17 protein-coding genes are annotated in these 24,035 nt (G+C 40.2%); 9 read left to right on the top strand and 8 right to left on the bottom strand.

Translation table 11 applies throughout. The features are described 5' to 3' along the window. Nucleotides 1-4 precede the first annotated feature (4 nt). From DMZ48_RS17770 to DMZ48_RS17750, 5 genes are all read left to right on the top strand, one after another. Nucleotides 5-1,396, top strand: coding sequence for a RagB/SusD family nutrient uptake outer membrane protein (locus DMZ48_RS17770; protein WP_143956519.1), 1,392 nt, complete (start codon nt 5-7; stop codon nt 1,394-1,396). Between the two features lie 31 nt (nt 1,397-1,427). Continuing rightward, nucleotides 1,428-2,396, top strand: a complete 969-nt coding sequence (locus DMZ48_RS17765; protein WP_143956518.1) for a hypothetical protein — start codon at nt 1,428-1,430, stop codon at nt 2,394-2,396. A 58-nt stretch (nt 2,397-2,454) separates the two neighbouring features. Next, on the top strand, nt 2,455-3,639 hold the full coding sequence (locus DMZ48_RS17760) for a TlpA family protein disulfide reductase (RefSeq protein WP_143956517.1): 1,185 nt from the start codon (nt 2,455-2,457) through the stop codon (nt 3,637-3,639). 518 nt (nt 3,640-4,157) lie between these two features. Beyond that, nucleotides 4,158-5,096: a helix-turn-helix domain-containing protein gene (locus tag DMZ48_RS17755; protein WP_143956516.1), complete on the top strand. Its 939-nt coding sequence runs from the start codon at nt 4,158-4,160 to the stop codon at nt 5,094-5,096. Nucleotides 5,097-5,204: 108 nt separating this feature from the next. Then, nucleotides 5,205-5,972 carry an SDR family oxidoreductase gene (locus DMZ48_RS17750; protein ID WP_422395445.1) on the top strand — a complete coding sequence of 256 codons (768 nt, stop codon included), beginning with the start codon at nt 5,205-5,207 and terminating at the stop codon, nt 5,970-5,972. A gap of 67 nt (nt 5,973-6,039) precedes the next feature. On the opposite strand, the gene DMZ48_RS17745 is transcribed toward DMZ48_RS17750, so the two are convergent. Both DMZ48_RS17745 and DMZ48_RS17740 read right to left on the bottom strand, forming a co-directional pair. Next, nucleotides 6,040-6,744: a DsbA family oxidoreductase gene (locus DMZ48_RS17745; RefSeq protein ID WP_143956514.1), complete on the bottom strand. Its 705-nt coding sequence runs from the start codon at nt 6,742-6,744 to the stop codon at nt 6,040-6,042. Nucleotides 6,745-6,857: 113 nt separating this feature from the next. Beyond that, nucleotides 6,858-7,715, bottom strand: a complete 858-nt coding sequence (locus DMZ48_RS17740) for an SDR family oxidoreductase (RefSeq protein WP_143956513.1) — start codon at nt 7,713-7,715, stop codon at nt 6,858-6,860. A gap of 110 nt (nt 7,716-7,825) precedes the next feature. On the opposite strand from DMZ48_RS17740, the gene DMZ48_RS17735 reads away from it, so the two are divergent. Continuing rightward, complete coding sequence (locus DMZ48_RS17735) at nt 7,826-8,197, top strand: winged helix-turn-helix transcriptional regulator (protein WP_143956512.1); 372 nt, start codon at nt 7,826-7,828, stop codon at nt 8,195-8,197. 85 nt (nt 8,198-8,282) lie between these two features. Here DMZ48_RS17735 and DMZ48_RS17730 read toward each other — a convergent pair whose 3' ends face one another. The 6 genes from DMZ48_RS17730 to DMZ48_RS17705 all read right to left on the bottom strand — a co-directional run bounded on the left by DMZ48_RS17730 (nt 8,283) and on the right by DMZ48_RS17705 (nt 18,622). After that, complete coding sequence (locus DMZ48_RS17730) at nt 8,283-9,683, bottom strand: alpha/beta hydrolase family protein (RefSeq protein ID WP_143956511.1); 1,401 nt, start codon at nt 9,681-9,683, stop codon at nt 8,283-8,285. A gap of 14 nt (nt 9,684-9,697) precedes the next feature. Then, entirely contained in the window at nt 9,698-11,668 is a 1,971-nt protein-coding gene (locus DMZ48_RS17725) for a TlpA disulfide reductase family protein (RefSeq protein WP_143956510.1), read from the bottom strand. A 57-nt stretch (nt 11,669-11,725) separates the two neighbouring features. Then, nucleotides 11,726-13,141, bottom strand: coding sequence for a RagB/SusD family nutrient uptake outer membrane protein (locus tag DMZ48_RS17720; protein WP_143956509.1), 1,416 nt, complete (start codon nt 13,139-13,141; stop codon nt 11,726-11,728). Nucleotides 13,142-13,150: 9 nt separating this feature from the next. Next, nucleotides 13,151-16,744, bottom strand: coding sequence for a SusC/RagA family TonB-linked outer membrane protein (locus DMZ48_RS17715; protein ID WP_143956508.1), 3,594 nt, complete (start codon nt 16,742-16,744; stop codon nt 13,151-13,153). Between the two features lie 84 nt (nt 16,745-16,828). After that, nucleotides 16,829-18,028 (bottom strand): FecR family protein, encoded by a 1,200-nt coding sequence (locus DMZ48_RS17710; protein WP_143956507.1) that lies wholly within the window; start codon nt 18,026-18,028, stop codon nt 16,829-16,831. Nucleotides 18,029-18,127: 99 nt separating this feature from the next. After that, nucleotides 18,128-18,622, bottom strand: a complete 495-nt coding sequence (locus tag DMZ48_RS17705) for an RNA polymerase sigma-70 factor (protein ID WP_143956506.1) — start codon at nt 18,620-18,622, stop codon at nt 18,128-18,130. Between the two features lie 364 nt (nt 18,623-18,986). Between DMZ48_RS17705 and DMZ48_RS17700 the strand changes: the two genes are divergently transcribed. The 3 genes from DMZ48_RS17700 (at nt 18,987) to DMZ48_RS17690 (ending at nt 24,029) form a co-directional block, all read left to right on the top strand. After that, nucleotides 18,987-19,523: an RNA polymerase sigma-70 factor gene (locus DMZ48_RS17700; RefSeq protein ID WP_162558757.1), complete on the top strand. Its 537-nt coding sequence runs from the start codon at nt 18,987-18,989 to the stop codon at nt 19,521-19,523. Nucleotides 19,524-19,595: 72 nt separating this feature from the next. After that, on the top strand, nt 19,596-20,561 hold the full coding sequence (locus DMZ48_RS17695; protein ID WP_162558756.1) for a FecR family protein: 966 nt from the start codon (nt 19,596-19,598) through the stop codon (nt 20,559-20,561). A gap of 93 nt (nt 20,562-20,654) precedes the next feature. Beyond that, the gene (locus tag DMZ48_RS17690; RefSeq protein WP_143956503.1) at nt 20,655-24,029 is read left to right on the top strand and encodes a TonB-dependent receptor; all 3,375 of its coding nucleotides are present in this window, start codon (nt 20,655-20,657) and stop codon (nt 24,027-24,029) included. The last annotated feature ends 6 nt before the right edge of the window (nt 24,030-24,035 follow it).

Below are 24,035 nucleotides of genomic sequence, written 5' to 3'. Positions count from 1 at the left end.
GAAAATGAAAAACCTATTCATATTAACATTCATTGCCATTCTCTTCGTCTCCTGCAATGCAGATGAATTTCTGGATGTGGTACCTACCGGTTCGAAGATACCGAATACCATTGAAGATTATGACAAACTACTTGAAGATCACCAGACGGCGAATCCTACGTGGGCCAACATTTATTATATGGATCCCGATACGTATCTGACCGATGAGATCTATAATGCGATCACCTATGAATTTCAGCGAAATCAATACCGCTGGAGTCAGGATCAATTCCTGCAAAATGAAGATGATAATAACTGGAAATATAAGTATCAACGCATTTATGTTTATAACCTGATCCTACAGGATGTAGATGAGGCGGATCTCGGGGACCGGACGGAAGAAGATCGCAAGATCATAAAAGGACAGGCTTACGCGCAACGTGCCTTTGATTACTTTTTTCTGGTGAATGAGTACGGACCTCATTATTCAACTGAAAATCTTGATGTTCCGGTAGTTCCTATGCCGTTGGTGCCAGACCTTACCGCTCAGCTCCCAAGAGCTACGGTTGGTGAGATCTATGAGCAAATAGCAAAGGATCTCGATGTTGCAGAACCTTTATTGAGCGAATACAAGCCTGTGGATGAGGTTAATTTTCGTCCCGGAAAGGCGTCTGTAATGGGATTAAGAGCCTGGATCGCTTTGTATCAGGGAGATTTTGATGCAGCAGCACAATTCGCTGATCGTGCCTTAGGCCTTTATGATTTTATGTATGATTATACGCAACTAACCCATAGAACACCCGGGAATCCCTGGTCAGGTCTCTCCACTACGGAGTTCCAGTTCGGGACCGATTCAAAAGATAATATATGGGGAAAATATTACAGTTATTATTTTAACAGGCCCGCCTGGCTCTATAACCCTGATTTGTTATCGCTTTATGATCAGGATAATGACTACCGGTTTGTGATCTTTTCCAGTAATCTTACCTATGGAGGTATGGATGTAAGTCCGAACGTTGCCTATGCCAGAATAAATGCGGAACGTCAGGTAGGACTAACTACCCCAGACCTTTATATGATCAGTGCAGAGGCACATGCAAGGTTGGGACATAATGAGGAAGCGATCACTAAATTGAACACCCTTTTAGAGAACAGGATCCTCAATTTTACACCATTATCAACTTCCGATTTTGTAAATAGCGAAGATTTACTCGATTACATCAAACTGGAGCGGCGTAAGGAATTCTATGCAACCGGAAAAACATGGTTCGATATGAAACGATACCATGCTTATGGAGAGGAAGTGCCGGTATTTACCCGCACGATAGAGGGGCAGACCTATACCCTTGAACCGGGGAGTGAGAAGTACATAGTGCCGATCTCACCTAAGATCCTTGGCCAGAATCCAAATTTGTAAAAGGTTGCATTAATTTAAACTTTAAAGAACAATGAAAAAATTACCATTATATATGCTGCCCATACTTTCGTTATTTACAGTGTTCTCCTGTAGTGATGAAGGCTTTGAAGATCCGGTACGGGAAGCTGTTAACCCGGAAGATCTGCCCTGGATGGCAACGACCAACCTCGAAGTCAGTGGGGTGGAAGAAAAAGAGAATTTTGTATGGGAGACCAACCTGCTTACCTCAGAAGAATACTGGGGTGTCGAGGATGTGGAATATCAGGTTGCTATAAATTCAGAGGTGGAGAAAACCAATTTCAGCAAGATCGAATTCTATATTACGCTTCAGGAAGAGAACGGATATAATTATAGTGCGCCATTTGATTACGAAGGAAAATTAGCGGCTACTGTTAATCAGTGGAATGAAGAGGGAGAATTTTCTTTGAGCTTCAATGTAGAAGATACCTATGCGATGTTTATCGATAATTTGAAATTCGATCGTAGTGCTAAACTTGCAAGAGCAGGAGATCTGTTCGAAGTACATTGGGTGATCTACGGAAAGGATGGAGAGACTTTTGATTCCAGATTGCAATCCGGTGCTAAATATCGATTTACTTTCCTGACCAAGTTACTGGATTTTGCACCGCCCATCTGGGCCGGAACCTATAACTATGAATGGATAGAAGCAACAGCGAATGCAGTTCGATATGGGAGGATCACAGTAGGTCAGACCGGTACGGTAACGATCAGTCAGGTCGAAGGACAAACCTATTATATGAGTAATCTTATGTTTGGGTATTATTATGCCGGAGCTGGAAATGTGGTATATGATTTTCTTGACGGACTTGTTTATGTGGAAGGATCGCGACAGGAAAAATGGCACATCATTAATATTGATGGTCCTTCCATGGATATTGCACTTGAATACCAGTATAGTGCAGGTTATGATGAGTATTGCACGGTAAGGATCACCCGTACCGACGGCACAGACTGGCCAACGCATATCTATACCGAATAATCTTCAATTTCAGAGCAAGGGAGGAAAACTCCCTTGTTTTATTTTTATCAGTTTTAATATGAAAAGATATTATACAGGACTACTCCTGAGTATACAATGTTGCCTGATTTCATGTAAACAGGAATTACCGATGAGCGGTACCCATCATAAATTTCATGTAAGCGGAGAACTGGAATCATCCTATTCCGGAGAATTCTATGCCAGAATTAAAGATACTTCCTTCGAGCAGGGTTTTCGCATGGATACCCTAAGAGTTACGGAAGGAAAATTCGAATATACAGGGGAGGTTATGAGTTTGGAAAAGCGAACTTTTTACTCCAGAGATTCTATTTTAAGAAAGATAATTCCCGGAGGGTATATACCGTCGAAAGCCAATGAACTCGTATTTTATGTTTTTCCTGGTGCTGATCTTTCCGTGTCTGGTAGGTTAGACACTTTTGTGAATGCTTATCCCAACGGTGATCCTGCCAATGCATCTATCGCAGCACTAAACCGATCGATATATCCAATGATCGATGCACGAGCTGAATCGATTCAAAATTCAATATTGACGAAAGACAGTATCTTGAAAACAGCACTAAAAGTAAAATCCGATTCACTCTACGACATGATTCTTTCAACGAAGAGACAATTTATCGATAAAAATCCCGGTACGATTGCTGCCATCGATATTTTTTTAGATATGCTGAGTAGAAAAGAGCTCACTGAAAATGAAGCATTACAGATCTTCGAAAGTTTTGAAGGGGATGCAATCGGGAATTCGATCTATATGGAAGCCGAAAGCCGTATCAAAGGAATTCGATTTACGTCGGTAGGAGAAGAGGTACCAGAAATAAAAACCTACGCTACACTCGATGGTACTATCTTTGATCTGCAATCGCTACGTGGCTACTTCGTGATACTGGACTTTTGGGGAACCTGGTGTGCACCTTGTGTATCGGAAATGCCTGAATTAAGTAAGTTTTATCATAAGCATCAGAAAGATCTCAGGATCGTAGCCATCAATTCAGGCGATACCCCTGAAAGGATTCGAAGTTTCCTAAAGAGCAAACCGGAATATGATTGGTTTCAATTATTGAGTGCAAAAGGAGAAGATCCGGATAATTTTGTAAGTGCGTTTAATGTGACAGCATTCCCCACTAAGATCATCGTGAGCCCGGATGGAAAAATTCTGGCAAAATATGTTGGATATGATGAAGGGTTGTATGTCATTCTTGAAGATCTATTCAAGGAAGAGCGGTGAGCTTGATTAAGTGTTGAGAATAACTGGTGTCTGGTTGGAGACTTCTGGTCTGCTGGTGCATTGGAAAGTGTCGATCCTGTCTGCCGCAGGCAGGCTCTTTCCTAATACAGGCGTCTGTATTAGGTTTCGTCTAGTGTCGTCGCAATTTAGAGCCTTTAGCCCTAAATACTGGAATGACTTGGGGTTAAAGTTTTCTTCGCAGACTCAGGTTTTGAGTGTGATCTTACATTGTAAAAAGTGAGGGCCTGCTTTTAAAATTTATAAGAATTGAAGTTAATTAAGGGACTTTGAGAAGGGAATAGAAATCAGAAAACAGCCTACAGTCTACTGCTATACTGATTTAACAAGTCACTTTGTAACAGGTTTACAGGTAACAAGTAACAGTGTAACCAAAATGAAAGCCTAAAAACGGTCACCGTTATACAGGGATATTGTTAATTTACCATAAACAACCGTCTCCCCGTTCTTCTCACTTGCACTGAAAAATCCGTATCTTTGAAATTTACAAATACATACTTGTGAGACAGATCGAAAATACGTCTATAGAGGATTTTTATAAGGAGATCGCGGAAAATACGGGTATTGAAGTCAATGACCTTTTGCCACCTGACATCAATAAGAATATCGGGCATTTTAATGTTTTTAAGATCGCTGATATGATAAGGGAAGTCAAGCAGACAAAACGGATGCCTTATAACCGAAGGTCCTATTATAAGATAAGTCTTATAAGAGGTAAGAACAGAGCAGAATACGCAGATAAAGTGATTGAGATCGAAACGAATGCTCTTTTATTTGCAACGCCCAGAGTTCCGTATCATTATTATGCCTTAGAAGAAGACCAGGAGGGTAGTTTTTGCGTATTTACAGCGGATTTCCTTTCAGGAAGGAATACTAGTATTGTACCGGATGATTATCCGATATTCCAAACGGGTGGGGCTCCGATATTTGAGATCAGTGAAACACAGACTATGGAATTACAGTCGATATTTGAAAAGATGCAAAAGGAGATCATTACAGATTATCCTTTTAAATATGATCTGATCAGGAATTACGTGATGGAATTGATTCATTACGGGCAAAAACTGCAACCGGCTCCGGTACTTCAAGGATCTCCAAATGCCTCCAAAAGGATCATATCACTGTTTATCGAACTGCTGGAACGACAATTCCCTATCGAATCACCGGCTCAGCGACTAGGATTGCGAACCGCCGGAGATTATGCAGAACGACTGGCCATACATGTGAATCATCTCAATCGTATCTTAAAAGAGAATACGGGAAGGACAACTACGGAGATCATTAATAATCGTATTCTTCAGGAAGCGAAGATACTGTTAAAACAAACCGATTGGAATGTATCGGAAATCGCATACGGCCTTGGATTTGAGGAAGTGGCGCATTTCTCGAACTTCTTTAAGAAAAGAGCTGCGATCACGCCGGTAAGCTTTAGATCTTGAATAACAATGTTTGAAATTTGCAAATAACCGATTGATTGATATAATCAGAAAAGTTCATGCGATAACGACCTTTGCCCCATCAATATTCATAATATAAATATTTAAATGATGGAAAATTCAAAAACAAAAATAGCATTGGTCACTGGTGGTAGCCGTGGTCTTGGTAAAGCAATGGCAATAGCCCTTGCCGGTAAAGGAATCGATGTTATGATTACCTACCATAGTAATGCCGAACAGGCAGATGCGGTGGTGGCAGAGGTGGAATCTCTGGGAAGAAAGGCCCGTGCCTTTCAGCTGGATACTGCTGTAATTTCTTCCTTTGATAATTTCTTTGATGATATCACGAGCTATCTGAGCAGTACTTATGGAATAGGTACCTTTGATTTCTTGATTAATAATGCGGGAGTAGGTGTAAATGCCCCGGTGTTACAGACCACGGAGGAGCAATTCGATCAGATGATCGATATACATTATAAAGGGGTCTTTTTTCTTATTCAGAAAGCGTTATCCTTCATGAATGAAGGAGGAGGGATCGTTAATGTTTCTTCAGGACTGGCAAGATTCAGTGTGCCGGGATATGGTGCCTATGGATCGGCAAAAGGGGCTATTGAGGTACTGACAAGATACCTTGCCAAGGAATTAGGCGACAGGAAGATCAGAGTCAATGTTGTCGCACCTGGTCCGATTGCTACAGATTTTGGAGGGGGAGCTGTAAGAGATAATAAGGAGATGAATGCGATGCTTTCAAGTCTTACTGCATTAGGTCGTGTAGGAAATGCTGATGACATAGGAGGCGTAGTTGCATTTCTATGTACCGAAGATGCCAAATGGGTAAACGGTCAGCGTATCGAAGCTGCAGGGGGTATAAATCTGTAACCAGTATAAATATTGGAAAAAGAAAAGCCCTGTTGAATCAACAGGGCATTTTCATGCTATATTTGAGTTAGCAACAATCTCCGTCCGGAGAACATGATTCTCCCTCGATTACGGAAAGTGTTTGTTTATGCTGATCCTCCCATTCTTTAAAAGAGGTTTGCAAAGACTGTAAAAAGACTTCAGGTGACTGCGCGCCTGAAACACCATACTTTCGGTCAAAAACGAAGAAAGGTACACTTTTGATTCCTAATTTACCGGCGGTTAACTGATCGTTTCTTACCTCATGCGAATACTTTTCAGATGTAAGTGCATCCACAAGTTTTTGAGGATCCAGACCGATTTCACGTCCGATCTCCAAAAGTGTGGAAGTGTCATCGAGATTTTTTGTCTCAATGAAATAGGCATGGAGTAACTTTTCTTTAGCCTCCTCCTGTTTTCCATGAGCTGCGGCAAAATGGATCAATTGATGTGCACGGAAGGTATTGGTGACGGTTGTTTTGTCAAGATTATAGTCCAATCCTTCTTCTGCAGCTGCTGAAGAGACATTATCCATCATCTGTTTGGCTTCTTGTTCTGTAACACCATACTTTTGAGCAAGATGTCCCAGTGTAAAAGTTTCCGGATCGGTTTTAGTATTCGGATCTAATTGGAAACTTTTCCAAATGACCGTTACTTTATCTTTATCTTCAAATGTATCGAGCGCTTTTTCAAACCGTCGTTTGCCGATGTAACACCATGGACAAACCACATCACTCCAAATCTCTATTTTCATGCTACTTCTGTTTATTCGTTCTTGGACGTGTCTAATATACTTTCATTACATTTCACAAAGAAATTTCCATCCCAATTATCCCTAAGATCACCAATATCACCAGTATCACTAATTCAAAATCCGTATAAAGTGCTTAATGCCGCTTTCAATCCTGTGGGCTTTCTCCCCAGTAGTTTTTCAAGATCAGGGAATATCGTTTCATGCTGCCCTTTGCTTATATCGGTAGCAAAGGCAGATACCATTGCTTTCACAAAATCGGGTAATCCAACAGAGGTCAACAATGCTTCATATTCTTTTTTATCAGCATTTACATAGGCGACCTTCTTACCGGAAAGTTCACTGAGTGTGGACGCTATATCTCCAAAGGAGTAAGCCTCAGCTCCGGATATTTCATAGATCTTGTTCTCTTTTATCTCACTGGTTAGCACGTTGGCAATTCCTTCGGCCATTTCGTCTCTTAGCGCAAACGATACTTTTCCGTCACCTGCAGGCAGGTAAATTCCTTTTTCAAAGACTTGTTCTCCCGCAAACATCGGTATGGCATCCATATAGAGGTTGTCACGAAGTATAGCATAGGACAATCCACTTTTTATAATGTATGTTTCTGTCTGGAAATGACTCTTCATAAAAGTATTCACCGTAGACTCCGGATCTTTCATGCTTACACTGGTATAGGCGATAAAAGCAACACCTTGCGATACTGCAGCATCGATCACGTTCTTATGTTGCTGGAATCTCTCCTGGTCCAGACCTGAGATCAATAACACTTTGTCAACACCTTGCATGGCTTGTTTAAGCGATTCAACATCATCATAAGATCCGGTTCGAATCTGGATACCTAATGCTTTTAGTTCTTTTCCTTTTTCCTGGCTTCTAACCAACCCGGCGATTTCATTTGCCTCCGTAGTTTTCAGAAGATGTTTGATCACCGCTGATCCGAGGTTACCGTTGGCTCCTGTTATTAAGATCATAATATCATTTTTTAGTTTTATAAATACAAAATTACCTATATTTGCTATATAAAATATAGCAGTATCCTTTTGTATACTGCTATACAAAAGGATACTTAATCGGAAACTGTATGGAAAACTCATATTTCAATGGCATTAGCTGCCCCAATGAATATGTTCTGGCCTTAAAGGACACATTGAATGTTATCACCGGAAAATGGAAACTGGCGATTGTAACAACCCTATTGTTTGAGAAAAAGCGATTTTCTGATATTCAGCGAATGATTGTGGGGATAACACCTAGAATGTTATCAAAAGAATTGAAAGAGCTGGAGATGAATGGGGTAGTGGTTCGAAAGGTTTATGACTCGACACCGGTTCTTGTGGAATATGAACTCACCGATTCCGGTAAGAAGTTAAAGCATATCATAGATACACTGGTACAGTGGGGTCTTGAACACCGGGAGCAGGCTATTGCGGCATTTGCGGAAGCTGAGGCTTGATTCTTCAGGATACCAATAAAAAAAGCTGCCATTTCTGACAGCTTTTCGGATAAAAATCCAGCTAACTAAATCAAACATTCAAAAATTATTGCTCTTTGAACTGTTGATTGATCCATTTACTGATGGCTGCTAACACTTCTGGGGCGAATACTTCTTGTAATTCTCCCATTTCGCGGTTGGTACAGCTTACACAATGCTGATAGAAATGATTCAGGCCCTGATAGGTAACTGTCGTTAAATTATTTCCCTTGATACCGCTACTGAATCCCTCCAGGTTTTCCTTTGCGGGTACCATGATATCCCGATCACCATTTACTGCTAATACAGGAATATTGATTTTCGCCATATAAGGTTCAGGTTCATAGCGGATCATATATCGGTACCAGGGTGAATTTGCCTGTCGATTATAGCGATACAGGAAATTTTCATCTCTTCCATCTACTAATTGTAATTGTTTTAAAGTCTCTTCATCCTTTAGTGCCATCCATCCTTGTAGACTGTTTTTTATTTCAGTTTCTAAAGAATCTGGGTCTGAATTTTTATAGACTGTTGAAAATAATTCGTTGAATAATTCCATATAGTCACTAACCACTAAAGAATCTATTCCCTGTGCATTAAGGATCGCCTTGTTCTGTAATTCAAGTATCTTCATCCCGCTGACACCTACTCCAGATAGACTGATCATGAAATTTACATGTGGGTTACGGGAAGCTACGATCGTTGAGATTATACCTCCTTCACTATGACCGATAAGTCCGGTCATCTCCGGACTCGCCGATTTATTGTCAATAAGGTATTCGAGTGCTTCTTCGGCATCATCTGCAAAATCAGCGGTGGTTGCCTTTTCAAAATCACCTCCGGTTTCACCAATTCCGCGATCATCGACACGTAAAGATGCAATACCCTTACGCGCCAGTGCATCAGCCAGAACAGTAAAGAATTGATGTCCGGCATAGACATAATCCCGATCTTGTTTACCGGTTCCTGAAATTAGAATCGCAACCGGATAATGTTCTTTATCCTTTGGAGTGGTTAGCGTACCTCCGTAAGATATTCCGGTTTTTTTTCCTGTAAAATTTATCCGGGTCACTTCATAGGGAAACGGAGGAGTAGGATGTTGTGGAAAAGTAAGAGGAAGTACTGAATCAACAATATGAAGTGCAACCTCATATTCCTTAGTATTTGGTAAAGAAAAATTACAATTCCACTGACTATCGTTTTCCATCTTCGCTTTTAAGCTAAAGCCGAATTGCGCATTGGTTGCAATAATACTATCTTCCTTAATGATCACCGGCATAGAAACATTATTGTAGCCATAGTCCGGCAAACTCAATTGTAGCGTGTCATTGGCAGACAGATCCATTTTCCCTTCCAGAACAATTCTTTGCGAAAGGAATTGTCCCTGGCGCACTACCTGAGCTCCTGAAATATTGATCATCAGGAAAATAATTAGCTGCAAAAGGTGCTGCATTATATTTCTCTTCATTGTCTTTTTATCAATTATTCACTTTTAAGATATTCGATGATGATAGCGATCTCATCTGCCAGTTCACTTGGACTTCCATTATAACCGGTAGATCTCCATCGAAGTCTTCCATTTTGATCGATGATCATTTTCTGTGGGATTCCAGAGAAACTGAAGGCTTTAGAATATTTATGATAGGTATCATCCATTTTTCCGGTTTCCGGATTTATGGCATCATAAAGGACATGGAAATCATAACCCTTCTCTTTCAGAAAAGCTTGAATATTCTCCCGGTAGGTCTTAGAAGTTTCCTGTGTATCAACAAAATAAAATTTTACTTTATCATCTTTTGCATACACATTGGATACCATTTGCATTCCAGGCATCGCTCTTTTACATGGGGCACACCAGGTTGCCCAGAAATCGAGTACCACAATGCTGCCTTTCTGTTCTGATAGTGTTACTTTATGCTCTTTATTACTTTCAAGAGTGAAACTCTCAATAGGTTCATCGATCAGTGAGCTCAAAAGTTCACGACGATGTTCATCCTCATTCTCTTTCGATCTTAATGAATTCAGGTAATTTTCAAAATTTTGTGGATCTCCTCCGTTTTGAATATAGAGTTGTTTTAAAGTTTCGAACATTTCCGGTGTAACTGCATTTGATTTTAAAGATTCAGAAATATAGGAAGTGGCTTGCTCCTTGTTTCCGTTTCTCAAAAGCATTCTTGTATATGCAGCGTTGAAATCGGCATTTGAGTAACCCAGAAATGGTTTTATTTTTTCCAGATATTTTTGAGACCGGTCATAATCTTTCGTTTGCTCGAGGATGCGAGCATAGGTCAGATATTCACCTTTAGCTTCCCCTATCAGTTGTTTTTGCCATTCCGAAGGCGTAAGCTTTCCCTGATAGAATTTTGGAACGATCAATTCATTTTTTGTAATCTCAGGTACTATCCTGTCTCCGAACATTTTCAAGCTATCTATAGGCATGGTCTCCCGTGTATAAGGAATAGATACAAGATGCCAGCTGTAGTCTATTAGGTTATAAATATCAGACTTTTCAATAGTATCGAAGATAAAGTCATAACTGCCAGTGTCTACGATATCCTGATATGAGATAGCCTTAATGATCTTGGCGAGATAATTTCGTTCCATACCGGTCATAATTCCATTGAACTTTGACTTAGGAAAATCCTTGATGAATTTGGAATACCCTTTTTTTCGTTCTTTAGCATCGGCAGTTCTGAAAAGTTTCCAGATGGTCTGGTCTCTGCTTAATACGCCTTTCGGATATTTGGCTACAATAACGGTTTCAAGAGAGTCTTTATAGGATTGATCAGTATTTGCTAACAACTCAATGGTTTGTTGTAGTTTCCATTGTTGGAATACGTTCAGGTCCTGCTCCATCAGAAAGGCAATCTCCTCCTTGATCCTGTCATCGATATTGCCTCCATGCATGATCTGTCTGAGTTTCAATCCTTCATAGAATATATTTAGTCTGCTTTCCGGATGAAATTTCATTTCATTATTGATCCACATCATGGTTACCTCTCTTTCGATCATGGCAGTGCTATCTACAATGGCAGGAGTTTCATCCTGAAAATCCGGACTTCTCAATAAACCCCAGGCAAATCTGCTTAAGGGAGTTTTATCCAGCATCCAGCTGTATGTCATATTACCTCCTTTGTCGATGATCGAATCATTCTCAAAAGTACAAGTGATCAATCCGGTGTGTTCAGGAAGGGTGATAGTAGCTTCCCAAGTATTACCTTGCGTATTGGTGAGTTTCAGATCGTCTGCTATCCAATGATTGTTATCAAATATGTACACTTTCCCAGAGATAACTTTACTTTCTTTCAGGGGAGTATTGGATGTATTATAAGTGATTTTCACCCTATCCCCGGGATTTGGAAATTTGGGTGTTACCTTAAAGATATTTTCCTGTGCATTAACAGCCAGACATAGTAATATCAGACTGATTAAAATTATTAATCTGTTTTTCATGAGGGAGTGTATTTTAAGTCCACCTGATAGGGTTCAGGTGGACTTGATTATAAATGTTTAAGGATTTTGCTCCAGGTCAGGGGCATAGGTGAATAGAATCGAAGCAAATGGAAATTGATATCGGTCTGCTCCGGGCTCCAGCGTATATGTTTCCTCCAACCAGGAATGCGTAATGGTTTTTGCAAATCGGGGATCTTTATTCAGACGTTTTAGATCGAACCATCTGAAACCAGCACGGCACATCAATTCTCTTCTGCGTTCTTCCAGTACTTTTATCAACGCCTCTTCTTCATTTTCAGCGGTTAATGCCGTGAAATCTTCGGCGGTGAAACGTTTTTGACGCAAGGTATTGATCGTTGCCATTGCACCGGATATATCACCGGTTCTTGCCAGACATTCTGCTTTGATCAGTAATACCTCAGGAACGGTAGGACCTGCATTTCTAGCCTCTCCGGTCAAAGTTTCATGGCAATATGCCCGACCTTCCGTAAAACTACCCCAGGTTACATCACTTATTGGTCTGGTGAATAGCTGGTATCGGAGATCAGAGGCTTCAAAGGAATTTAAAAGCTCATCGCTTAAGGAAAGCAGGGTCGGTGAATATTGATAAGTCGTTCCGCTCATTTTTGAAAGAATGATTTCCGGATCGGTATCCCTTCTCGGAAAACCATAGTCTGCTACAGAAGTATAGTCTTCAAGAGAAAGAAGCCCGTCCTGAATAGCCAGTGTTCTTTCTGCCGCATCCAGTGCTTCCTGATATTTTCCCATGTAAAGGTAGGCTCTCGAAAGCAGGGCATAGGCTGATGCTTCTGAAGGATAAACCACATCCGTTCCGGAATTGATCGGATTTAATCCGGACTGCGTTGCTTCTGTAAGATCACTGATCACCTGATCATACACTTCCTGAACGGTTGCACGGGTAATCTCCTCTTCAACAGTTGGTGTCGTGAACATCGGTATCCCCGGATCATTGGCAGAAGTATTGGAGTCATAAGCCTTACCGAAAATGTTCACCATGGTAAGGAAAATAAAAGCTCTGTGAACCTGAGCCTCTCCTTTTAAAGCCAGTTTTTCTGCTTCTGTCCCATTCTTACTGTCCATCACCTCATCAATGACCACATTTGCATAGTACAAGGCCGTGTACATAACATTTAGACTGTAATCTTCTTCATTCGTATATTGAATGGAATCTGCCCATTTATAGGTTTGTTTATAAGGTCTGTAATAATCTGAGGTGCCGTAATACTGGTCGAAATAGTTTGCATGGTCATCCCGGATCACAATATCATCGGATGCCAGATCAACAGAAGCATACGATCGGTCCAATACATAAACATTGTTTAACAGGTATCTGAAGTTCTCCGTTTCTTCGGGTACTAATTTACCTTCGGTGGGTATTTCAACATAATTATCACAACCGACCAGGGATAGCGTGGTAATTATTATATATAAGGATCTGATTATATTTTTCATCTCTGATAATTAAAAGTTAACATTGATTCCGATTGAATACATTGCTGTTGGTGGTAATTTGATCAGGTTTCCAGCGGTATAGGGAAGGAAATCTGGATCAATACCTTCGTCATTCTTAGCCCAGATCAACCCGAGGTTCCTAGCGGCAAAGGTCAGCGAAGCATTATTGATAAAGGTGTTTTTCATGTATTCGGTGAGGTCGTAGGAGAGGGAGATCTCTCTTAATCTGATATGGTCACCGTCAATGATTCTGTCATTGCTGAAGATATATCTGCTATATCCATAACCATACATTCCAGACATCGCCGGGACATTGGTATTCGCTTCATCTCCAGCCACTCTCCATCGGTCATCGATCTCAGCAGACAGGTCATATTGATTGAAGGTTCCATATCTGGAAATATAATTTGAATATGCCGGTTTGAACAGAACATAATCGAATTTAAATGTGGCCAGGGCATAAAGCGACCATTTTTTGTAATTGATAGTGGTGTTGAGACTTCCGTAATATTTCGGGGTACGTGTCCCCATATACTCCATATCCTCGATATCGGTTAGCAGGGTATAGTTATCAACGATGTCTCCATCTTTGTTATAAACCTGCATATTACCATTTTCATCAAGACCCGCCGACCGGAAGGCGAAAATACTGTTAAGTCCATACCCGATGATCGGAGGAGTAGATCCTGTACCGTTCAGATAGTTCGAGTAGCTTTCATATCGAGTATCGGTTACTTCATTCTTATTATAGGAAAGTACCAAACCGGTGTTCAAACTGAAATCATTCGATTTTAGAACTATACCATTCAGGGTTAGATCCACCCCTCGACCTTCCAAAGTAGAAGTGTTTCTGGTCAACGTATTATTCGGCAATCCATAGAATTGCGAGACTGGGAAATCCTGTAAAAGATCTTCACTGTTTTTTCTGTAATATTCTACAGTCCCGTTTAACCTGCTATTGAACATACTGAAGTCAAGTCCGAAATTCAATACTCCGGTTTTTTCCCAGCGAAGCGCAGGATTGGCAGCAGCGCTGATACTCGCATACGGATCACCGGTGAAATAATCGGAATCAACCAGGGAAATATTGGTAAAAGGGTAGGTGGTCAGACTGATGTTTCCATTATAACCAAAGGAGGTACGGAAACTCAGATTGTTTAGGAAATTCACATTCTCCATAAAAGATTCTCGTGTGATATTCCATTTAAACCCGGTAGACCATAAAGGAGTTCTGCGGTATTTCTTATCGAGTCCGAAATTGTTATAATCATCCAGACGTATACTTCCTGACAATACATATTTATTTAGATAGGAGTAAGAAGCATTTCCGTAATACGAAAGAAATCTTTTCCGTTGGTTTTTATACGAATTTCCATATGAGGTGTTCGTATTATAACCATAGATATTCATATAGGTCGTCGAAGGCAGATCGATGGAAGTTTGGGTAACGGGGTTATAGCCGTATAGTTTTCCGGATTCATTGATCTCACGAGTTTGACGTACTTCGATACCTCCGATCGCATCAACATTGTGTTTTTCATTGAAATTCCTACTGTATCTTAACTGACCTCTGGCTGTATAACTGCTGGTTATATAGCGATTCTTAGAATAAATACCACCTTCCGGAATGTTTCTGGTGATCGTTCCGGTAACCGGGTCGAGATACGTGGCCATATTTATCGAGTTCCTCGTAAAATAGGTGTTCTCATTATACATAAGGTCATTATATACATAGGCTCTTTCAATATAATAGGTACCTATAGCATCGAGTCCTTTGAACAAGGGAACCGTCATCTGAATATTCGCAGAATAGTTCTGATTTTTGTTGGTGTTATCGCTATTGTTCAATTCATCGATATAGTTATATTGCCACGGAAGGTATCCGGCATTTTCAAATTCCCTGATATCTTCACTATAGAAGTTTCTGTAATAGTTTACGGAATTACCATTTTCATCCACCATCTGATCGTAGGGTAAATAGGAGGTGAGGGAAGCTGCGATTGGGGATAATCCGAGTCCGTTCTGTTTATAATCGAAGAAGGAACCTTTTAAACTCGTATTGAAATCTACAAAATTGAACAGCTTGAAATTCTGATTCAGAGTAAGTGTTAATCTTTTGCCTTCGGTTCCTTTCGCCTGTGTTTTTTCTTCAGAATAGGAAGCAGAGGTAAAATAGGTGTAATCATCCTGTCCACCACTTATAGAAAGATTGTAGTTTGCTGACGAGGCTGGCTGGATCAGGTATTTAGTGATCTGATCATAGTTATTCCTACCTCTGAGAAGCTCGAGTTGAGCATTCATTTCAGCCTGAGATATATTTCCTCGTCGATACTGGAACATCGTTTCCATTCCCTGACTGATAGGATAGGAGGAATACAAACTGGTCGCCATGGCTGGATCAGTTACAAATCCTTTTTCGATAAGTTCAGACTCCATATCCAATACTTGTGACGAATTCATCAAGGGCAAAGAACTTAAAGAGGGTTTGTTTGAGAAGGTATAGTTCTGGGAAAAATTGATGCGAACTTTACCTGCCTGACCTTTTTTGGTATCGATAACGATGACTCCGTTAGCAGCGCGGGCACCGTAGATGGAGGCCGAAGCAGCATCTTTTAAGAAGGTTATGTTTTCAATATCATCCGGATTAAGTGTCCGGATATCCAATTCTGTAGGTACACCGTCAACCACGATCAGCGGCATATCTTCCGCCTGATAGGTCGATTGGCCTCTGATACGGAAATTATAACTGGTATTACCTTCGGTCTCTCCCATAAGGTTTCCATAAACGAAGGTGTTGTCTGAATCATATAGCTCTACCTGAAGTCCGGCAACCTGTCCTTCAAGTCGGTTGATCACATTATTGGTAGGTACCTTTTCTAATTCTTCGCTGCTGATTACGGAAAAGGATCCCGTAGCACGTTCCCGGGAGATCTTCTGATATCCTGTAGAGACAACGGTTACGGCATTCAATTCACTGATATCTTCCTCCATGGTTACATCGATCACCGGATCTTTGGTTACCTCAAAGAATTGTTGCTTATAGCCGAGATAATTATAAACCAAGGTGTCGCCAATCGCCGCCTGTATACGGTAGTTCCCGTTTTCATCAGTGGCAGTACCTTTTCTTGTACCTTTTCTCCATACGGTAACACCGATCAGGGGTACGTTATAACTATCGGTAATTCTACCGTTCACAATGAGTTCTTGTTGATTTTCTCCGAACGCAGAATATACATTCTGATCTTCTGCAGGAACGATCACGATCATTTTAGCTCCGGCAAATTTTGCGCGGTAATGAATTCCGATCAATTCATTGGTCAGGGTGAGAATATCGATATCTTTCACATTCAATGTAGCCTGTTTACCGGCATTGAATAGCATATCACTATAGAAGAAATCAACACCGGTTTTTTGCGATATAGAACGCAAAATTTCCGAAATAGGTTGATTTTTAACTTTTATAGTTACTTTCTGAGAGAAAGCAAATACGGCAATGTTGGTGAATAAGATAAACAGGATCAATGACTTCCTCATAAGTTCCAGTAATTTATCAGCATAGTTGGCACTGACACCACAACAGGTTGTGGATAATTTTTTTTTCATACTTTTAGGTGTTGGGTTTGTTAATTAATTCGCTTTAATTCGACAACTGAACATCGACCGGAAAGTGTTGCAGCATTTTCCGGTTTACTTTTTTAAAATGGTCACTTCATAATGGTGTTGGTTTTTGTTGATTGTATAGTTAATGTTAGATGATTGACTGATTAGCTCCATTAAGTAATCAAGGGGTTGGTCCTTTAATACCGCTCCCGTAAAGGTGATTTTTTTCAAGGATGGGTCTGTAAATGTCACCGTTACGTCATACCATCGGGCCACCTTCGTCAGAATGGTATTTAGGTTTTCATTTTTGAAATAGAACTTGCCATCTTTCCATGCCGTGTATAGTTCTGTATCGACCGTATTGATCGATATGTTTTGACCAAATGAACGGTTGAAAACGGCTCTTTCTCCGGGAGCAAGTACCACAGTTGCTGAATCCTGGAGCATTCTCCCCTTAAGATGGTCTAATGCTACTTTTCCATTGATCAGCGTGGTGGCAAATTCGATGTCTTCTTCGTAAGCACTAACATTGAATTCGGTTCCTAAAACCGTGATATTGCCAGATTCGGTAATTACCCGAAATGGTTTTTCGGCATTGTGTGTCACTTCGAAGTAACCTTCACCTTTTAACCTCACACTTCGCTCATTAGCGTTGAATTTTACAGGATAGGTGAGTTCCGATTCGGAATTCATCCAAACACGCGTTCCGTCAGAAAGGGTTAGTGAATACATTCCTCCAATAGGAACAATAAGCGTGTTGAGTTCATTATTAGGTGCTTCTGTATTCTGAGTATTATAGACCAGGATATTGTTAGTATTGATCACCGAACTGTCTTTTCGGATGATTTGATCACTGTTCTTATCGAGGGTTAAACGGGAGCCATTACCTAAGATCAGAACTGCCTTTTGTTCTCCTGGTTTAGGCAATACCACGAGCTGATTATCAGTTTTTGAGGTGTTCAGAAAAAACCAAAGTCCTGATATTCCAATTAACAGCGTAATCACAGCAGCGTATTTTATCCAGGGACTTATAGTATAACGTATCGTTTTCTGATCATTCGCAATCCGTAACTGTAATTTTTCAAAGGCCCGCTCCGTATTGAGATTACGATAGAATTCTTCCTTTTGCAACAAGTTATCATGATTGGTAATGGTCATAAACTTTCGTGCGTTATTCTGGTCCCGTAACCATTCATTCAGGACGTTCTGTTCGGCTTCAGAAATGTTCTTTGCCATATACGCACGTATCAGTGCTGCTATTCTTTCTTCTTCCTGAAAATTGTTCATAGTAAGGAAATTTTCCTGGTCGTTAACCGGACTTTAAAAAAGTGTTATATCTATACCACTTAAAAAAGGGTCTAATGGGTGGAAAAAAAATTGAAAAGATTATAAAAAAGCGAGAATCAATACGATCAATGGGTGATTCCTCAGTTGATTTTGTAGTAGTTCAATAGCTCTTGTACGTTGTGATTTAACCGTATTCACACTGATTTCCATCAATTCAGCAATCTCTTTGTATTTCATTCCTTCCAGGCAACTGTGCTCAAAAACTCTTCGACATTTTTCGGGTAGGTTCTGCAACGCCTGTATGAGCACTGAATGAACTTCTTCTTCAAGAAAATCGAAATCGAAATCTTCTGAATCTCCTGTATCGAAATCAGGATCCAGGCTGTGGATTTTCTGGTTTTTCCGTATGTGGTCGATACTGGCATTACGAACCATTTGGTAGAGGTAAGGTTTGATATCTTTGATCGATTCAAATCGAGTTCGTTCATTCCAAAGCTTAAACATTACATCGCCAACCACTTCTTCCGCGATGTATTCATCTTTGACAAATCGCATGCTGTATCCCATAAGTCGCGGATAAAGTGTTTGAAACAATTCCTTAAAGGTTGCTTCATCAATGGTTCTATGTTTGCCTGTGCTGTTGATGAAATTGGTTTAACGATGTAAATATAGAATATATGAATAAATCAGATAACAAGTATATTTCATAGGGGGCTGTTCTCCTTGTCTGAGAAATACCGTTACCCGTCTGATCTGATCAACCTTTTGCGATTATACGAATTTTTCGAATGGTAATTGTAGTTGTTTCCCTTGTACGTTAAAAGAATAGGAATCGTCTGAAATTCTCCGGTAAATTTATAAATTAGCTACCTTTCACAATTGAATTTTTCTAATAAAATTATTTAAGCCCCCGGATTTGAACGATAACGGAATAAACAATTCTTTTTTCATAAACCAGTTGAAGCAAGGAGATCACAAGGCTTATGAAACATTATTCCAGTTATATTTCGATAAACTTCATCATTACGCATGGTCATACCTTGAGGATGCAGAAGAGGCAAGGGAGATTATTCAGAATGTTTTCTTTAAGCTCTGGAAAAAACGCACCGACTTAAAGGTTGATATGAACCTGAACGCTTATTTATTTAAAATGACCAGGAATGAATGTCTGGATTATTTTAAACATTTAAAGGTAAAGACAAGGTACAGAGATGAGATTCAAAAGGAACGACTGAAGTTAAATGTAGCTTCTTTACAGGATGATCCGAGTCAGATGTTCATCGAAAGCGAGCTTAACAAAAAAGTTAATTCCCTTATCAACCGATTGCCTGATGCTTGTCGTGAAGTTTTTATCAAGAGTAGATTTGAAGGTTTAAAGTACCATGAGATCGCTGCCGAAATGAATATCTCACCAAAAACTGTAGAAAATCAAATTTCTAAAGCGTTACGCTTTTTACGTCAGGAACTTCAGGATTACCTGACCTTGTTTCTATGAATTTCATAAAAATTTCAGTACTGCGTAGGGGAAAACTTCTTAAGGATCGTTCTATTTCAAATAAGGATGATCATGACCAAAGCAGACCTGTTATCATTTATTCGTAATCAATGCGACGATCAGCGCCAACGTGAGATCATTCACTGGATAAATGAAACTCCGGAGAATAAGATCTATTATCATAAAATAAAAGCGGAATATATCGCTTCTTTTTCTGACTTAAAGCTATCAGATTCCGGTTTTGAATTCCGAAAATTCAAGTCCCGAATTTCCCGTAAAAGTATTCCTTTCCTGCGCATTGCGGCTGTACTGTTGCTATTATTAATTTCTGGAGCTTATCTGTATTTCGGAAGCGAGTCGATTTTCTCTCCTGTAAATTCTGATGCCTTTATTGCAAAGACCACTCAGCAAAAGGAGGTCGAACTTCCTGATGGTACTACAGTGATCTTAAATTCAGAGAGTAAATTGACCGTAGCTGATGATTTCAATACCCAAAACCGAATTGTTTTTTTAGAAGGGGAGGCCTTTTTTTCAGTTACAGAGAATAAGGACAGACCCTTTATAGTGAAGACTCTTAATGGAATTGATGTCAAAGTTTTGGGGACAAAATTCAATGTACGGTCTTATGATACCGATGAAACCGTAGAGACCACGCTTGTCTCAGGAAAGGTTGAGGTTTATGAAAATAACACCACACTCCCGGTTGCAACACTTAAACCTCATGAAAAAGCAATCTTTCATAAGGAGCACAAAAGTCTGGTTGTAACTACCGTTGAGACCAGGCCTATAACATCCTGGAGCAGAGGAGAGCTCGATTTTGAAAATACGCCCATAAAAGTAGTCCTAAAAGATATTGAACGCTGGTATGATGTAGCGTTCAACATTGAAGATCAGGAAATCGAGTCGTATACGCTTTCCGGAAAATTCAAAAGAGAAAACACCATTAAAGAGGTTCTTGAAGTACTTGAAGCCTCATCACCTATAAAATATGAATATAATGAAAGCCAAAAACTGATCACATTGTCTATCAGCAATTGATAAAGAGAAAGAGGAGTGCGGCCACACTCCCCTTTTAAAGCTTTAGCAGTTGTTTGAAATTAATCCATTTACAAACTAAAACCGTTTAAAATTATGAAAAAAAAGCATAATCATGCCTGGCATGCATTACGTATGCATTGTACTTTACTCAAACCCTTGCGAATCATGAAGATCTACTCCGTATTAATGGTGCTGACCATAGCCAAAATTTCAGCGACCAGTGTTGCAGTTTACGGACAAACTATCAATATAGATAAGAAAGATACTCCCTTAAAAGTGGTTCTGACCGCATTGGAAGAACAAACAGATTTCACCTTTTTCTATAATAATAAGCTCGTTGATGATCAAACGTTGATCTCAGTATCTGTAACGAGTGAAAGCATTCAGAACGTTTTGGATGCAGTTCTGAAAAATACACCGTTTCAATTTAAAATAATCAATAAGAACATTGTACTTTTTTCTCCTGATGAGCGGGAAAGACTGGCATTTTCATCCGGTGAATCGCTGCAAAATATTGATGTAATCACCGATGTAAGAATACAGAGTCCAGTTACCGGCACGGTTCTCGATTCAGAAGGAGTACCCTTACCGGGTGTAAATGTTATGATACAAGGTACTTCAGAGGGTACTCAAACCGATTTTGACGGTAATTTTACTATTGCTGCTACCGCTGGTGACATACTGGTATTTAGTTATATCGGGATGCAACGCATTACCCGAACCGTGAATGCAGAAGGTATGGTGTTGAATGTAACTATGCAAACCGATACCAATGAGTTGGATGAAGTGATCGTTGTAGCGTATGATAAACAAAGTAAATCTTCTTATACGGGATCTGCAGTGAATGTAGATGTAAAGAAAATAGAAGAAACTCCTTTGGCTTCCTTTCAGGATGCCTTGCAAGGAAATGTTTCCGGAGTTCAAATGTCTACCCAAAGCGGACAACCCGGAGCTGCACCCGATATCCGAATTAGAGGGATCGGTTCTATAAACGCAGGATCTGAACCACTCTATGTTGTGGATGGAATTCCGGTTGTATCCGGGAATATTTCTCAGATCGCTACAAGTTCGAATACTATTGCTGGAATAAATCCGAAAGATATTGCCAATATCACGGTTTTGAAAGATGCTTCTGCTACTGCGATCTATGGTTCCAGAGGTGCCAATGGTGTGATCCTGATCACCACAAAGCGAGGTAACTCTGGAAAAACCCGGTTTGAAGCCAGTACGCAATACGGTCTGAGTGAAATGATCCTCCCGGATAGAAATAAACCGCTCAATACCGCTGAACTTTCAGAATTACTGATCGAAAGTCGCATCAATAACGGGGAGTCACAGGCTGAAGCGGAAGCTTATATCTATAACCGCATCGATCGTAATGTGGATACAGACTGGACCGATGTGATCACACGCACAGGTGAATACAAGCAATACAACATCAGCGCCAGTGGAGGAAGTGACAAGACCAATTTTTACTCATCACTCGGACTTTTCGATCAGAAAGGGGTGATCATTGGGATCGATTATAAAAAAATGAACGCTAAGGTGAATTTCAGTCACCAGGCAACCGACAAATTACGTATTGATATCGGACTTGCGGCAAATCACCAGGTTTTACATACCAATGATGATGCCGGTAATGCCAATAACCCGGTAAGAGCTATGTACAGAGAAGTTCCATGGGAACCGGTATACAATGAAGACGGTAGTTACAACACAGATATTCTTTTAACCTATAATCCGGTCGGGTTGGTGAATGAGAATATTCGGGAAACGAAATTATATGGAATTCTAGGGAATCTCGGATTGACGTATACTATTACTGAGAACCTGAGTTTTGAAACAAAAGGAAACTTAGATTTTAATCTTGCAGATGAATTTCAATATGATAATCCTTATTTCGGAGCAGGAAGGAATGACGGTGGACGAGGTCAGGCTTACAATAATAAGGTTATTAACTATAACATTACGAACCTGCTCAAGTATAACTGGAACATCAATAACGATCATCATTTGAACTTTATTCTTGGTCAGGAGGCACAAAAAATCGAACAGAGTTCTGTTTTTGCTTATGCCAGTAATTATGGGGCACCGGGACTGACTAGCCTGGCTAATGCCTCGGTTTACCGGGAGGCTTCGAGTTTCAAGACGGCATCATCACTGGCATCATACTTTTTCAATGTAAATTATACATTGATGAATCGCTATATCTTTAATGTGACCGCCAGAAGGGATGGTTCGTCGAGATTTGGTTCCGATGTACGATATGCCAATTTCGGTTCAGTCGGGTTTGCCTGGAACATCAGTTCAGAATCATTTATGGAGAATGTGGATTTTGTAAAAATGCTGAAATTCAGATCCAGCTACGGGATTAACGGAAATCAGGAGATAGGTGATTTTGCTTCACGCGGACTTTATTCCACCGGAGCCGACTACGACGGAGAACCCGGATATATCTACGATCAGCAATCAAATCCACAATTAACCTGGGAAAAGAATAAACCGTTCAACGTAGGAATCGATTTTAATATTTTCAATCGTCTTAGTGGTACGTTTGAATACTATACCCGCACAACAACCGATCTTCTTTTCGAAGTGCCGATCTCCGGTACCAATGGAATTACCAGTTACCTGTCGAATATCGGGGAAATGAAGAATTCAGGATGGGAGGTCTCCTTGAGTTCCCGTAACATTGAAAACCCTGAAGGTTTTAGTTGGGTCACGGATGTTAATTTTACTACTAATAGCAATGAGATCACGAAGCTGAAAGATGAGGAGCCGATTATTGGAGATCAATATATACGTGAGATCGGAGATGATTTCTATACATTCTATATGCCGGGTTATGCCGGTGTGGATCCGGAAAACGGGGATGCTTTGTGGTATACCGATGAAACCGAAGCTGAAACAACGAATGATTACAGTGAGGCAAATCCATATAAACAGGGAAGTGCTCTGCCGGAATTTTATGCCGGACTTACCAATACTTTTAATTATAAAGGTTTGAGTCTCTCGTTCATGCTTTATGTGAACTATGGTAATAAAGTATATGATTACTGGGGAAGATATGTGAACAGTGATGGTAGTGCCCAGTTGAATGACCGTGGGAATATGACCAGAAACATCTATGAAAACCGTTGGCAGGAACCCGGTGATATAACCGATGTACCGAAAATGGTATATGGAAATACCCAATCCGGACTTTCCAGTCAACATTCTACCCGATTTTTATACGACGGTACTTATTTACGATTACGTGATGTAACGCTGGCCTATACGCTACCACAACCAATTTTAGATAAGATCGGGTTTTCCAATATCCGGTTGTATCTGAAGGGAACAAATATGCTCACCTGGGTAAAGGACAAAGATATCGAACTCGATCCCGAAGTAGGGATCAATGGTCAGTCTGACTTAAGAATACCGATATCAAAGCAATTTTTACTCGGATTGGATTTTTCATTTTAAAAGCAG

The organism is Robertkochia solimangrovi (assembly GCF_007279655.1).
GTDB lineage: Bacteria > Bacteroidota > Bacteroidia > Flavobacteriales > Flavobacteriaceae > Robertkochia > Robertkochia solimangrovi.
This window is presented reverse-complemented; position numbering and strand designations above follow the sequence as displayed.

Bases quoted from the DNA above. Each gene is read 5' to 3' on its own strand.
- DMZ48_RS17770 (WP_143956519.1), top strand. From the start codon at position 5: ATGAAAAACCTATTCATATTAACATTCATTGCCATTCTCTTCGTCTCC.
- DMZ48_RS17765 (WP_143956518.1), top strand. From the start codon at position 1,428: ATGAAAAAATTACCATTATATATGCTGCCCATACTTTCGTTATTTACA.
- DMZ48_RS17760 (WP_143956517.1), top strand. From the start codon at position 2,455: ATGAAAAGATATTATACAGGACTACTCCTGAGTATACAATGTTGCCTG.
- DMZ48_RS17750 (WP_422395445.1), top strand. From the start codon at position 5,205: ATGGAAAATTCAAAAACAAAAATAGCATTGGTCACTGGTGGTAGCCGT.
- DMZ48_RS17745 (WP_143956514.1), bottom strand. From the start codon at position 6,744: ATGAAAATAGAGATTTGGAGTGATGTGGTTTGTCCATGGTGTTACATC.
- DMZ48_RS17740 (WP_143956513.1), bottom strand. From the start codon at position 7,715: ATGATCTTAATAACAGGAGCCAACGGTAACCTCGGATCAGCGGTGATC.
- DMZ48_RS17735 (WP_143956512.1), top strand. From the start codon at position 7,826: ATGGAAAACTCATATTTCAATGGCATTAGCTGCCCCAATGAATATGTT.
- DMZ48_RS17730 (WP_143956511.1), bottom strand. From the start codon at position 9,683: ATGAAGAGAAATATAATGCAGCACCTTTTGCAGCTAATTATTTTCCTG.
- DMZ48_RS17725 (WP_143956510.1), bottom strand. From the start codon at position 11,668: ATGAAAAACAGATTAATAATTTTAATCAGTCTGATATTACTATGTCTG.
- DMZ48_RS17720 (WP_143956509.1), bottom strand. From the start codon at position 13,141: ATGAAAAATATAATCAGATCCTTATATATAATAATTACCACGCTATCC.
- DMZ48_RS17715 (WP_143956508.1), bottom strand. From the start codon at position 16,744: ATGAAAAAAAAATTATCCACAACCTGTTGTGGTGTCAGTGCCAACTAT.
- DMZ48_RS17710 (WP_143956507.1), bottom strand. From the start codon at position 18,028: ATGAACAATTTTCAGGAAGAAGAAAGAATAGCAGCACTGATACGTGCG.
- DMZ48_RS17695 (WP_162558756.1), top strand. From the start codon at position 19,596: ATGACCAAAGCAGACCTGTTATCATTTATTCGTAATCAATGCGACGAT.
- DMZ48_RS17690 (WP_143956503.1), top strand. From the start codon at position 20,655: ATGAAAAAAAAGCATAATCATGCCTGGCATGCATTACGTATGCATTGT.